Origin of the sequence: Aeromonas sp. HMWF015 (assembly GCF_963878965.1) — a bacterium.
Taxonomy (GTDB): domain Bacteria; phylum Pseudomonadota; class Gammaproteobacteria; order Enterobacterales; family Aeromonadaceae; genus Aeromonas; species Aeromonas veronii.
Genome location: NZ_CAWNZT010000235.1, coordinates 1 through 12451 on the forward strand (window position 1 = coordinate 1; position 12451 = coordinate 12451).

17 protein-coding genes are annotated in these 12451 nt (G+C 56.5%); 14 read left to right on the forward strand and 3 right to left on the reverse strand.

What is annotated here, in order from left to right; all coding sequences use genetic code 11:
• The 7 genes from AACS18_RS12675 to lfiJ form a co-directional block, all read left to right on the forward strand.
• The coding region (locus AACS18_RS12675; RefSeq protein ID WP_308810827.1) for a helix-turn-helix domain-containing protein at nucleotides 1-200 on the forward strand (200 nt) is incomplete at its 5' end.
• A 3-nt stretch (nucleotides 201-203) separates the two neighbouring features.
• Complete coding sequence (lfiE, locus tag AACS18_RS12680) at nucleotides 204-533, forward strand: lateral flagellar hook-basal body complex protein LfiE (protein WP_080764955.1); 330 nt, start codon at nucleotides 204-206, stop codon at nucleotides 531-533.
• 17 nt (nucleotides 534-550) lie between these two features.
• Entirely contained in the window at nucleotides 551-2293 is a 1743-nt protein-coding gene (fliFL, locus tag AACS18_RS12685) for a lateral flagellar M-ring protein FliFL (protein ID WP_181363444.1), read from the forward strand.
• Nucleotides 2280-3308, forward strand: a complete 1029-nt coding sequence (gene fliGL / locus AACS18_RS12690; RefSeq protein WP_100646891.1) for a lateral flagellar motor switch protein FliGL — start codon at nucleotides 2280-2282, stop codon at nucleotides 3306-3308. The genes fliFL and fliGL overlap by 14 nt, the downstream gene beginning before the upstream one ends.
• Before the next feature lie 12 nt (nucleotides 3309-3320).
• Nucleotides 3321-4013, forward strand: coding sequence for a lateral flagellar assembly protein FliH (lfiH, locus tag AACS18_RS12695; RefSeq protein WP_005336232.1), 693 nt, complete (start codon nucleotides 3321-3323; stop codon nucleotides 4011-4013).
• On the forward strand, nucleotides 4006-5337 hold the full coding sequence (gene lfiI, locus AACS18_RS12700) for a lateral flagellar FliI-like assembly ATPase LfiI (RefSeq protein ID WP_108614340.1): 1332 nt from the start codon (nucleotides 4006-4008) through the stop codon (nucleotides 5335-5337). Before lfiH ends, lfiI begins: the two co-directional genes overlap by 8 nt.
• A 9-nt stretch (nucleotides 5338-5346) precedes the next feature.
• Nucleotides 5347-5760 carry a lateral flagellar protein LfiJ gene (lfiJ, locus tag AACS18_RS12705; RefSeq protein ID WP_108614341.1) on the forward strand — a complete coding sequence of 138 codons (414 nt, stop codon included), beginning with the start codon at nucleotides 5347-5349 and terminating at the stop codon, nucleotides 5758-5760.
• An 8-nt stretch (nucleotides 5761-5768) separates the two neighbouring features.
• Here the strand turns inward: lfiJ and AACS18_RS12710 are convergent, their stop codons facing one another.
• The 3 genes from AACS18_RS12710 to flgA all read right to left on the reverse strand — a co-directional run bounded on the left by AACS18_RS12710 (nucleotide 5769) and on the right by flgA (nucleotide 7424).
• Nucleotides 5769-6212 (reverse strand): flagellar protein FlgN, encoded by a 444-nt coding sequence (locus AACS18_RS12710; protein WP_108614342.1) that lies wholly within the window; start codon nucleotides 6210-6212, stop codon nucleotides 5769-5771.
• Nucleotides 6209-6484, reverse strand: a complete 276-nt coding sequence (gene flgM, locus AACS18_RS12715) for a flagellar biosynthesis anti-sigma factor FlgM (RefSeq protein ID WP_005336222.1) — start codon at nucleotides 6482-6484, stop codon at nucleotides 6209-6211. Before flgM ends, AACS18_RS12710 begins: the two co-directional genes overlap by 4 nt.
• Before the next feature lie 76 nt (nucleotides 6485-6560).
• Nucleotides 6561-7424 (reverse strand): flagellar basal body P-ring formation chaperone FlgA, encoded by an 864-nt coding sequence (flgA, locus tag AACS18_RS12720; RefSeq protein ID WP_339373256.1) that lies wholly within the window; start codon nucleotides 7422-7424, stop codon nucleotides 6561-6563.
• On the opposite strand from flgA, the gene lfgB reads away from it, so the two are divergent.
• The 7 genes from lfgB (at nucleotide 7412) to flgH (ending at nucleotide 12440) form a co-directional block, all read left to right on the forward strand.
• Complete coding sequence (gene lfgB, locus AACS18_RS12725) at nucleotides 7412-7801, forward strand: lateral flagellar basal body rod protein LfgB (RefSeq protein ID WP_019444816.1); 390 nt, start codon at nucleotides 7412-7414, stop codon at nucleotides 7799-7801. The genes flgA and lfgB overlap by 13 nt on opposite strands.
• A gap of 2 nt (nucleotides 7802-7803) precedes the next feature.
• Nucleotides 7804-8229: a lateral flagellar basal body rod protein FlgCL gene (flgCL, locus tag AACS18_RS12730; RefSeq protein WP_108614344.1), complete on the forward strand. Its 426-nt coding sequence runs from the start codon at nucleotides 7804-7806 to the stop codon at nucleotides 8227-8229.
• A 3-nt stretch (nucleotides 8230-8232) separates the two neighbouring features.
• Complete coding sequence (locus AACS18_RS12735) at nucleotides 8233-8940, forward strand: flagellar hook assembly protein FlgD (protein WP_108614345.1); 708 nt, start codon at nucleotides 8233-8235, stop codon at nucleotides 8938-8940.
• An 18-nt stretch (nucleotides 8941-8958) separates the two neighbouring features.
• On the forward strand, nucleotides 8959-10161 hold the full coding sequence (flgEL, locus tag AACS18_RS12740; RefSeq protein WP_108614346.1) for a lateral flagellar hook protein FlgEL: 1203 nt from the start codon (nucleotides 8959-8961) through the stop codon (nucleotides 10159-10161).
• A 9-nt stretch (nucleotides 10162-10170) separates the two neighbouring features.
• Nucleotides 10171-10905, forward strand: coding sequence for a lateral flagellar basal-body rod protein LfgF (gene lfgF / locus AACS18_RS12745; protein WP_108614347.1), 735 nt, complete (start codon nucleotides 10171-10173; stop codon nucleotides 10903-10905).
• A 78-nt stretch (nucleotides 10906-10983) separates the two neighbouring features.
• Entirely contained in the window at nucleotides 10984-11769 is a 786-nt protein-coding gene (lfgG, locus tag AACS18_RS12750) for a lateral flagellar basal-body rod protein LfgG (protein WP_040068879.1), read from the forward strand.
• Nucleotides 11769-12440 carry a flagellar basal body L-ring protein FlgH gene (gene flgH / locus AACS18_RS12755; protein ID WP_040068881.1) on the forward strand — a complete coding sequence of 224 codons (672 nt, stop codon included), beginning with the start codon at nucleotides 11769-11771 and terminating at the stop codon, nucleotides 12438-12440. The genes lfgG and flgH overlap by 1 nt, the downstream gene beginning before the upstream one ends.
• Nucleotides 12441-12451 lie beyond the last annotated feature (11 nt).

Here is a 12451-nt window from a genome sequence, read left to right on the forward strand (position 1 = left end):
GGCATGCTCCCGAGGGGTTGAGTGAAACCCGGCGGCATGCCGAGTTCCAATTTGTATTAGAGACCTTGCGCCGCTTTCGTGGCCATCGTACCCGCACAGCCGATGCACTGGGCATGACAACCCGGGCACTGCGCTACAAGCTTGCGGCGATGCGTGAGCAAGGCATTGATATTGAACAGCAGATTCAAGCAGAGGGATAAATAGTGAAGATTCAAATGATGTCATCGCAGGTGACACTCCTGCAACAGATGCAGGAGATGCAGCGTGTCGCCAGTCAGACACCGTCCATCGAATCCAATAGTGATGTATCGGGAGCATCGTTTTCAGAGGCTATGCACGACGTAGTCGGGCGTGTCAATGAACAGCAAAATATTGCCTCAAAATTGATGGCATCGGTCGATGCGGGACAGAGCGATGATCTGGTGGGAGCCATGGTGGCGAGTCAAAAAGCCGGCTTGAGTTTTTCAGCCTTGATGCAGGTTCGCAACAAGCTGATGACCGGTTTTGACGACATTATGCGCATGCCGCTCTGAGGTAACAGATGACTGAACTGGTAACATCCCCTCAGGGGGTCGCCCCTGATTCGCTCAAAATCAGGTTGCAAGAGGGGCTACGCAATTGGCGTACTCTCTCCCGTGACAATAAATCGATCCTGACTATTGCTCTGCTGGCTGCCATTGTGGCCGGTACCATAGTCGTTATCCTTTGGACCTCCAGCAAAAACTATGTGCCCCTGTATGGCAAACAGGAGCTATACGATACCGCCAACATCATGGAGATGCTGGAGAAAGAGCAGGTACCTTTCCGTCTGGAAAAGAGCACCGGTCAGGTACTGGTTCCTGAAAATCAGCTGGCTCATGTCCGGATGGCACTTGCTGCGCGAGGGGTGCGTGCAGCCATGCCGTCGGGTCTGGAAGGGCTGGACAACGTAACCGGGTTGGGTACCAGCGAATTTATGGAAGGGGCGCGTTATCGTCATGCCCTGGAAGGGGAGCTGGCCCGCACCATCATAGCGCTCGATGCCGTGCGCAGTGCCCGTGTTCATCTGGCTATTCCGAAGCGCACGCTATTCGTTGGACGCGATGAGGAGAAACCGAGTGCATCGGTAATGCTCGATATGCAACCGGGCCAATCCATCGAAGCGGGTCAGGTCGAGGCGATAGCCAACCTGGTGGCGGGCAGTATTTCCGGGATGAAACCTGGTGCCGTGACCGTGGTTGATCAATCCGGCCAGTTGCTCAGCGCTGAGCTGGGGGACAAGGTCGGGTTTGGCAAGCAGAGCGTGCAACAGATGGAGTATGTGCGCAAGCTGGAACAATATATCCGTCAGCGTGCCAATGACATGCTCTATCCCATTTTGGGCAGCACCAATTTCAAGGTGCAGATCGCGGCAGACGTGAACTTCAATGCCGTCGAAGAGACCCAGCAGCAGCTCGATCCGCAAGGTGTGGTGACTCAAGAGTCCAACAAGTCCGACAAGACTATCGATGCGCTGGCGATGGGGATCCCGGGGGCGTTATCCAACCGCCCGCCTGAAACGGCGGCAAAAGATGAAAAGGCTGGTGCTGACAAAGGCAATGCAAATGCCAATACCGCGACACAACAGAACGACACTCGTACCGAGCGTCAGGAAATCAGCAAGCAGTACGAAAACAGTCGCACCATAGTGCACACCCGTTACCAGCAGGGGCGGCTGGAGCGAATTAACGTCTCCATTCTGCTTAACCAGCAGATCGCACCAGAAGGAGGTTGGAGTGCCGAGCAACTGACACAGATCCGTCAGATGGTGGAGCGTGCAGTCGGTTTCGATGAGACGCGTGGCGATCAGATCAGCCTGCAGGCCTTCGATTTCAATGGTGCAGTACAAGTAGCCGCGCCCGAATCCAGTTGGTGGGAAACCCCTTACTGGCAAGACTCCCTGCGTTATCTGGTCGGCGGTTTGCTTGGCCTGACACTGGTCTTCTTCGGTATTCGTCCACTGGTGAAACATCTGGTTCGTACCCAGCAGCAGCCGGATATGGAAATGAGTGAGACTGAGGAAGGTCTGGAGCCCTCCGTCGGATTGTCGATGCGCAGTGATGACCTTCAACCTCCGGTCACATTGTCCAGTGGCTTGATCCATGCAGACAATGAGATTGAACCCCAATTCACATCATTGGATTTGGACTCACTGCCAGAGCCGGGATCTGAACTTGAAGTGCAACTCAAGCATTTGCAGTTGTTGGTGGAAAAAGATACCGCCCGCGTGGCGGAGGTTTTCAAAGCGTGGGTGAGTGGCAATGAACAGCGTTAACTTGAATCAGAGTGCTGTCGATATCGATATCGACAACCTTGAGAAGGCCGCCATCTTGTTGCTGAGCATGGGGACAGAGTCAGCAGCCAAGGTGATGCAGAAGCTCTCCCGTGACGAGGTGCAGCGTTTGATTTCCAAGATGGCAGCGCTCTCTGGCGTCAGTGCTATCGAAGCGAAATGGACATTGCAACAGTTCTTCAATCAATACCGTGAGCAGAGCGGTATTGGCAGTGCCTCACGGGAGTATCTGGAGCAGACGCTGGATCTGGCGTTGGGCCAACGTCTCTCCCGCAGTCTGCTCGACAGTCTGTACGGCGATGTGATGAGCCAGGATATCCAGCGTCTGCAGTGGGTACCTGCCGATGTGCTTGCCCGTTTCTTCCGCAACGAGCATCCCCAGATGCAGGCTGTGCTGCTGGCCTTCCTGCCGCCCCAGACCGCATCAGCCGTGCTCGATGCCTTGCCCGGCTCGGTGCATGACGATTTGCTGGTGCGCGTCGCCAGTCTCAGCAGTGTCAGTGAACATGTGCTGGGCGAACTCAGGCTGACACTGGATCGCTGTCTCACCTACGTGGCGGATCAATCCGGTGCCAAGGTAAACGGGGTGCGGCAGGTAGCCGATATTCTCAACCGTTATCAGGGTGACAAGGAGCAGATGCTCTCCCTGTTGCGCGAACACGATGGTGACATGGCGCTGGAGATCGAGAAGAACATGTTCGATTTCATGGCGTTGCGCCGTCAGAGCGACGACACATTGCAACGGTTGGTGCAGGAGCTGCCAAGCGAATTGCTGGCATTGGCTCTCAAGAACACCGAAACCAGCTTCCGCAAAGTGGTGTTGGGTGCCATGCCGAAGCGGATGGCTCAGGCGCTGGACGATCAGATCCAGAACCAGGGCAGTGTCTCTTTGCGCAAGGTCGAGCAGGCAAGGGAAGAGGTCATGCAGCTGGTTCGCGAGTTGGTGGAGCAGGGCGAGATCGAGTTCCAGCTGTTCGAAGAGCCCACCGTCAGTTAACAGGAGGCATTCATGAGTCACAATGTGCGCAAATTGATGCCTGGGGCGACCCGTCTGTATCGTTTCCCTGCGCTCGGTCAGAGTGGGGAAGAGGCGCGGAGTCAGCAAGAACAGTTTGAATTCGGCTATCAGCAGGGGCTGGAGCAAGGTCATGACGAAGGTTATCAGGCCGGCTATCAGCAAGGGCTGACCAGCGGCCTGCAGGAAGGCGAGAGCACCGGTTTGCAACAAGGGCAAACTCGCGGGTTTGCTCAGGGCCTTTCGGAGGGGCGAGCTGCCTTCGAACAGGCAATGGTGCCGTTTGCCAAGCTGCAAGAGCAGTGGGAGTCACTGAGCCGGGCCCGGATGGCCGAGCAGAAAGAGCTGATTGCCCAGCTGGTGGCGCAGGTGGCCAAGCGGGTCATCATGGCCGAGTTCACCCTCAATCCGCAGCAGGTGATGAATCAGGTCGAGCAGGCGCTTGCGACCTTGCCGAGTGAGTCGGAAGAGCTGGTGATCTACCTCAACGAGGGAGACCGACAGCGACTCGCCGAGCAGGGGGTGACGCGCTGTGAAGGGTGGCCATTGCAAGTTGATGCAGCGCTCGGGGTAGGCGATGCCCGTATCGAAACGCGCGCTGCCGTCGTTGAGGTAAGCACCAGCTCCCGCCTGGCAACCTGCATCGAACAGCTCAACAGCTCGCTGGACGTGCCGCAAGATGCATGAAGCCTTGCAGCAGGCACTGACCAGTGCGCTGGACAATCTGGATGAGCTGCCCGCGTTTCGTCGTTTTGGCCGGTTGGTGCGAGTGACCGGTTTGACTCTGGAAGTAGTCGGCTGCCAACTTGTGATGGGGCAGCGTTGTCGTGTCAGCACGGCAAGTGGCGCCCCCTTGCTGGCCGAGGTGGTCGGTTTTAACCGGGATATCTCTTACCTGATGCCGCTGCAGCCGATGAGTGGCCTCTTCGCGGGGGCTCAGGTCGAACCGATCGATGGAGAAGAAACTGTTCGGCTTGGTAGTCATCTGCTGGGGCGGGTACTCGATGGACTGCTGCAGCCCCTCGACGGGCAGCCGTTACCCGACGTTGGTGACAGTGTCCCCCTGTTTGCTCTTCCCCCCAATCCACTATTGCGAACCCCGGTACGTGAACCGCTGGATGTCGGTATCCGTGCCATCAATGGCCTGCTGACGGTTGGCAAGGGTCAACGTTTGGGGCTGTTCGCCGGCTCGGGGGTCGGCAAGAGTATGTTGCTGGGCATGATGACCCGCAATACCGCAGCCCAGATTGTGGTGGTGGGACTGATCGGTGAGCGGGGCCGTGAAGTGCGCGAATTCATCGAACACAGTCTGGGGGCGGAAGGTCTGGCTCGCGCTGTGGTCATTGCGGCGCCAGCGGATCAATCTCCCCTGATGCGGCTGCGAGCGGCCCAGCTATGCCACCGGATTGCCGAGTATTTCCGTGAGCAGGGGCAGGATGTGCTGCTGCTGATGGATTCACTGACTCGCTATGCCCAGGCGCAGCGGGAAATTGCGCTGGCCATCGGTGAACCTCCTGCCACCAGGGGGTATCCACCCTCGGTATTCAGCATGCTGACCCAGCTGGTGGAGCGAGCCGGTAACGGCACGCATCCGGATGGCAGTCTGAGTGCGTTCTACACAGTGCTGGCGGAAGGGGATGACCAGCAGGATCCGGTGGTCGATGCGGCGCGCGCCATTCTCGATGGTCATATCGTGCTGACCCGCCGTCTTGCGGAAGAGGGCCACTATCCCGCCATCGATATCGGTGCCTCGGTCAGTCGGGTTATGCCGCAAGTCGTACCTGCCGAATGGCAAAAGCTGGCGGTCACCTTGCGCCAGCTGTGGGGACGCTATCAGCAGGTGCGTGAACTGCTGCCACTGGGTGGTTATCAACCCGGGGCCGATCCGCAGATGGATGAAGCTGTTCAGCGTTATCCGGGGATTGCGGCATTTCTGCAGCAAGGCTTGCATGAAGAGATGGCCTTTGAGCAGGTGATGGTTGGTCTCAAGCAGGTGCTGGGGCAGGGATAAGGATTCGTTATGCTGAAGTCTTATCTGGGGTTGCAACAGGAAGAGCTGGAAAATCTTGGTGCTGAGCGTCAGCGTTTGCGGGAGCTGGCGTTGCGGGAAGAGCAGCGAGCACACAAATTGCAGGAAGTGATCTCCTCGCTGCGACCCGGTTCCGACAAGTTTCACCCTTTGCTATGGCAAAACAAGCAACAGATGGATGGCCAGTTGCGCCGTTTGCTCTCCCATCAGGTGCAGCAATCGGCGCTGGCCAGACTGGATCTGGAGCGCCACGAAGTGGAACTTGTCCGGCAGTTCGGGCGGGTCAAGGGGCTGGAGCTATTGCTGGCACGACGTGATGATGTTGCTCGCCAGCAGCAGGAGAGGCGGGATCAACTGCAGCTGGATGAGCTGGCGAGTTTGCGTCATCTGACCCGCAAAAAGTAAGACCAAGGTTAATCCGTAATGCTGTCCGGGTCGCGATAACCTGACTCTTGTCCCAACAGTGAATGAATCGTCTCCATCTGGCCTGCCAGCAGGCGGCCATTGAGATCATTCTGGCACAGACACTGGTGCAGCAGCTGTTCAAGTTGTTGCCATTGATTGGCTACCGTGGTGCGCAGGGGAAGTGGCAGCTTGGCTATCAGGGTGGCCATCCCCTTCTCATCGGGTTTGAGGCCCAATGTCTGTAGCTGCTGGCAGCGTAACTTTGCCTGTTGTGTCACCTTGGCCATCAGCGCTGTCTGCTGCTCGTTATGGACTTGCAGGCCATCGACATCATGGCTTGCCAGCAGTGCATGTTGGCGCAGCAACAGGGCGGTGAGTTCGGTATAATGGCCGTAATCCTGCTGGATCCCGAGGATCAATGCCTTGACGGTGGCCTTGGTATCTACGCTCATCGGCGATGCATATCCAGAATGGCCTGACCCAGCGCATCCAGATCGATCTCCAGCTTGCCTTCACTGATGGCTTTGCGGATCTCGTTGACCTTGTCCATGTCGACGTCGGATGTGGTGGCCAGCTGGCTGCGGGCGTTGGCTACTGACTGTGCTGTGCTGCTGATCCGTGCTTCGGATGACTGTGCAGACCTGGTTTCCGGTTTGGTCGTTACATCCGGTTTGCGGCCAGGCTGATTTTGAATATAGAGCGAGTCAGTACGGGTAATTTTCATAACATAAATTCCTGATGGTCTGTTTATGACAAGCGACCCAAGGCTTGTCGAACTTGAATCAAATTGCGATCTTGGTTCAAAAACGGGTTTCAACTTCCCCTATATCAGTCACCCATGCCTGTATCTGCTTGCCAGAGCTAAGATTTTTCACTCTGATCCCCTCGCCTATTCCGCCATTATCGAGGGCCTCCCCTCTGGTTGTGGCGGAGAACTCACCTTTCCCTGCACGAATTAGTACCCCTTCCCCCTGTTTGACCGCCCAACGTTTTTGTAAGTCCAGCTCACCGATGAGTTGCCCGCTTCTCAGATGCCGGTTGCTTTTATGGCCCAGCAGGGAGTGATTACTCGGGGTGAACCCGCGCTGTATGCGGCTGACATCCAACTCTTTCTCCACCAGGTCGCTGGTACTGATGGCCTGACCTTTTGCGATATCCCGTGCAGCAACCCAGACCGGCAACAGTAACGAGACCTCTACCCGCCCGCGCACCTGCCAGGCGGGGTCGGTGCACTCGATGAGATAGGGGCGCCGTCCCCATGGCTGCCGATATTGGCCACCTGCTTGTAACGAGAGTGAATGTGAGGGGCATGGAGGGAGGTGCTCGACGGAAGGGGCAAGCCAGACTCGAAATTCTCCTGTGGTTACAGGCCATCCCTGCTGGGTGATGTAGTCCTCAAGACTTTTACGGGCATCCTGTTCAAGCAACTGCTCAAGCATGTCGCTTTGTGCTTGCGGCGTGCCATGGGCTGGCGCGCCTGATAGCAACCAAAGCACACCGGCCAATTTCCACACGGGAAGTCGTACTTCCTCATTTCTCGCTGTATTGAGGTTAATGAGGTGCGCTAACCGCTTGATATCAGGTCTTTTCATGATTGGCATGAGTCTTGATAAGGAAAACACCGGTCTGAGTGAACGATAAAGGATGAAGCATGAGTATCTCATTTGACAGCGCCCTCGGCGTACACCCTTATGCCCTCGATGTCAGGGCTGAGCGGGCGCGGATTTTGGCGGGGAATCTGGCCAACGTGGATACACCGGGCTATCTGGCTCGGGATGTCGATTATAAGACGATTCTGGGCCGTGTCGCCCAACAAGTTGCTGCTGGTGAAGAGAGTCAGGCCATCAGCCAGGGCGCCATGCGTGACGATATGCGTCACCCCCTCTATCGCATTCCTTATCAGGTCTCCATGGATGGTAATACCGCTGAGTTGGGCGTGGAGCAGGGCAAGTTTGCCAACAATGCCACCGATTTCCAGACCAGCCTCACCTTCCTCAATATGAAAATTACCGGTATCGCCAAGGCGATTGAGGGCCGTTAACCATGTCGTTCAACAAGATTTATGACATCGCAGGCAGTGCCATGCGTGCCCAGACCGTGCGGCTGGATACCGTAGCCTCCAACCTGGCCAACGTGGATAGCGCTGCCGCCAGTGAAGATACTGCGTTTCGTGCCATCAAGCCGGTTTTTTCCACTCTCTATCAGAAGATTCAGGATGCCGATGGCCTCGGGGCTGCGTCGGTGCAAGTGGCGGGTATCGTGCAGTCCGACCGTCAGGTCGAGAAACGGCTGGAGCCGACCAACCCGATGGCCGATCAGGATGGTTTTGTCTACTACTCCAACGTCAACGTGGTGGAAGAGATGGCTGACATGATGAGCTCCTCTCGTGGTTTTGAAACCTCGGTGGAGGTGATCAACCGCATTAACAGCATGCAACAGGGGCTGTTGCGTCTTGGTCAGGGAGTCTAAGTCATGAGTTTGCCACAGATCAGTAGCCTGGATACGGCGCGCGGTACAACACAGACCAATACCGATCCCAAGATCGCCAGCAATGGCAGCGGTGCTGCCCAGGATGTGCAAGCCAGCCAAAATGGTGGCATGCAACTGCGCAATGAATTTCTGCAGATGATGGTGGCGCAGATCCAGAACCAGGATCCCACCAACCCGCTTGATGGTGCCCAGTACGTGGCTCAGCTTGCCCAGTTCAGCATGGTTGAAGGGGTCGAAGGGCTGAAGAAGCTCCAGCTCCAGAGCAATACCAAGATGGATACCCAGCAGGTGTTAGAGAGTACCGCGTTGGTCGACAAAGAGGTCATGGTGCCTAGCAAAACCCTCAAGCAGCAGCAAGAGCACAAGATCCGCGGTCAGATCGAGTTGCAAGGTGCGGCGGAACAGGTGGATCTCAAGGTATATGACCAGCATGGCGTGCTGGTAGCGAGCAAGAGCTGGGGTGACAGCAAGGCGGGTGGGCTGGATTATGAATTGCCCCCTCTTACTGCCGGGGAGTACCGCTTTGAGGTCAAGGCCTCGGCAGGCAAGACCCTGGTGGGGGCCAAAAATTATGTGGCGAGCAAGGTGGAGCGTGTTGCCTTGCCCGGTACGGGAGAAATCATGCTGCAGGTTGCCGGTGTGGGCGATGTCCCGCTCTTCAGTGCAATCCAGTTCGGCAAATCAGCGTAATCAGAGAGGAGCGACACTGTGTCTTTCAGTATCGGATTGAGCGGCCTGCGCGCCGTAAACCAGGAATTGAGTATTATCAGTAACAACGTAGCCAATGCCAGTACCGCGGGCTTCAAATCCAGCCGTGCCGAATTTGCGGCAATTTACGGTGGTGGTCAGGCTGGCGGTGTCGAGATGAACAACGTCTCCCAGAATTTTGACCGCAATGGTGATATGACTCGTACCGGTCGCGGGCTGGACCTGGCGATTTCTGGCAGTGGTTTCTTCGTGCTGAAAGATGGCAGCGGCCAGACGTCCTATACCCGTGCCGGTATGTTCCAGCGTGATAATGCCAACTACCTGACCACTGCAGGCGGTACGCGGTTGCAAGGTTATACCACTGATGACGCGGGCAAGCTGCAATCTGGTGTGGTTGGTGATATCCAGGTCAAGGCGGGCAGCCTGCCTGCCAAGCCATCCGACAAACTGGAGTTTGTGGCTAACCTGAAAGCCGATGCCAGTATCATCCCGGCTGACCCTAAATTTGATCCAAACAAGTCGAATACCTTCAGCTATTCACAGTCCAGCAAGGTTTATGATTCGCTGGGAACTGAACATACCGTCACCCAGTATTTTGTGAAAAAAGGGACCAATGCCTGGGATGTTCATTACAGCTTTAATGGAGCAGATGTGACGCCTGCTGCCGGTGCCAAAATGATTTTTGATCCCAATGGCAAGTTGGATACTGGTGCTTCCACCATTCCTCCCTCCTTGGCCCTGAAGCCTGCGGGTGCCTCGCCGATTGAATTGCAATTGGACATGAGCCGAGTCAGCCAGTATGCCTCTGACTTTAATGCCACCCGCAACCAGTCCAATGGTTATACCGCTGGGGATTTGACGGAGGTGCGTGTGGATGGGGACGGCGGTGTCTACGCCACCTTTACCAACGGTCAGCGCCTGTTGCAGGGGCAGGTGGTGATGGCGAACTTCACCAATCCCAATGGCCTGCTGCAGACCAATAATACCTCTTGGCAGCAATCTTTCAGCTCAGGGCAGCCTGTACTGGGGGCACCGGGAACCGGCACCATGGGCAAGCTTACCGCCGGGGCTTATGAGAGCTCCAACGTTGATCTGACCGGTGAACTGGTAAGCCTGATGACTTCTCAGCGTAACTATCAGGCCAACGCCAAGACCATCAGTTCGGCTGACAAGATGAGCCAGATCCTGTTCAACTCCTTCTAAGGGTAATCCGTGGAAAAGCTTATCTACACAGCCATGTCCGGGGCACAACATACCCTGATGGCTCAGCAGATCCGTGCAAATAATCTGGCCAACGTCAACACCGCCGGCTTTCGGGCTGATTTTGCGCGGGTTTCGGCTTATGCCCTGACTGGCGATGGTTACCAGAGTCGGGTGATGGCCAAGGAGGAGATGGCGGGCACCAATTTCAAGGCTGGCCCTCTGATGCAGACCGGTCGCAAGCTGGATGTGGCGATTCGTGGCGAAGGCTTTCTTGCCGTACAGACTGAGGATGGCAAAGAGGCCTATACCCGTGCTGGTAACCTGGAAGCGGATGCTGACGGGCTGTTGACCCTCAATGGTCGGCCGGTACTGGGGGAAGGTGGCGAGCTGGTGCTGCCCGCTTATCGTGACATCAGTTTCGGCAAGGATGGCACTCTGAGTATCACTCCTCCGGGGGGCGGCGCCCGGCTCGATGTGGGGCGTCTGAAACTGGTCAATCCAGAGCCAGCCGAATTGGTCAAAGGTCATGACGGTCTGTTCCGGATGCGTCAGGGAGAGGATGCAGAGGTCAGTGACCAGGTGGTGATGGCATCCGGTTTTCTGGAAGGGGCCAACGTCAATGCCGTGGATGAATTGGTGAGCAGCATGTCATTGACCCGCAACTTCGAACTGCAGGTCAAGTTGATGAAAGCAGCGGATGATCAGGCTCGTCAGGGAGCCAAATTGATTTCCGGTCAGGGTTGATTTTGACGGCATCGGGCAGATACCCGATGCCTTGCCACACCCCAGTGGATGAGGCTTGATGAATAAGGTGGAATAACAATGCACGCAGCATTATGGGTCAGTAAAACAGGTCTGTCGGCACAAGATGCCAAGATGTCCAGTATCTCCAACAACCTGGCTAACGTGAACACGGTCGGTTTCAAGCGCGATCGAGTAGCGTTTGAAGATCTTTTCTATCAGGTGCAGCGCCAGCCGGGTGCTCAGCAGGATCAGCAGAATCTGGCGCCTATCGGTATTCAGATGGGTAATGGTGTGCGGGTAGTGGGTACCCAGAAGGTCTTCACCTCCGGCCAATTCCAGAATACCAATCAGGAGCTGGATATGGCGGTGGTCGGTGCCGGTTTCTTCGGCGTCGAACGCCCGGATGGCGAGACGGCCTATACCCGCAATGGTCAATGGCATCGCAATGCCGAGGGGCAACTGGTTAACGCGGATGGTTTGCCCATGGTACCGCAGATCCAGATCCCCGATAACGCTACCAAGATCTCCATTGGTACGGATGGTACCGTCAGTGCATCTTTGCCGGGTCAGCAAGAGAGTGTCGAGCTGGGCCGCATCACCCTGACCAACTTCGCCAACCCGGCAGGTCTGGAAGCGCTCGGTGGCAACCTATACCGCGCAACCGGTGCATCCGGTGAGCCCATTGAAGGTGTACCGGGTGAAGAGGCGATGGGGGCCGTCAAGCAATTCGCGCTGGAGAGCTCCAACGTAAACGTGGTCGAGGAGATGGTCGACATGATCACGACTCAGCGGGCTTACGAGATGAATGCCAAGGTGGTCTCTTCTGCCGACCAGATGCTCAAGTTTGTCACTCAGGCACTGTAATGATGAAGTCGATGCTGCGTTATATCTGGTTGGTATTGTTGCTGGGCGGCTGTGCCACCTATGAGCTGCAGGCACCCGAGCCGGGTGACGAGAAATGGGCGCCATCCCGTCCCAAGGTGACCGCGACTGCGCAGGGCGAAGATGGTGGCCTCTATCGGGGCAACTACATGATGACCCTGTTTCAGGATCGGCGTGCTTACCGTGTTGGTGACATTCTCACCGTGGTGCTGGAAGAGCGTACCCAGTCGAGCAAGAAAGCCAATACCAGCATGAGCAAAAACAGCAGCATGAATGTGCCGGCCCCCTCTATTGGCGGTAAACTGCGCCCCGACTGGGGGGCAGCCCTCAGTGCGGATCGGGATTTTGATGGCGGAGCGACCTCCAGTCAGCAAAATACCCTGGCAGGTTCCATTACCGTGACCGTAGCAGAAGTGATGCCCAATGGTGTGCTGGGGATCCGCGGTGAAAAGTGGATCCGCCTCAATCAGGGGGATGAGTATATCCGCTTGGGCGGCATGGTGCGGGTTGAGGATATTGATCAGAGCAACCGTATCTCGTCCCAGCGCATTGCCGATGCCCGCATCACCTATGCCGGTCGTGGAGCCCTTGCAGACAGTAACCAGATGGGGTGGCTGGGCCGCTTCTTTAGCTCGGCGTTTGCGCCATTTTGAGGAATCACATG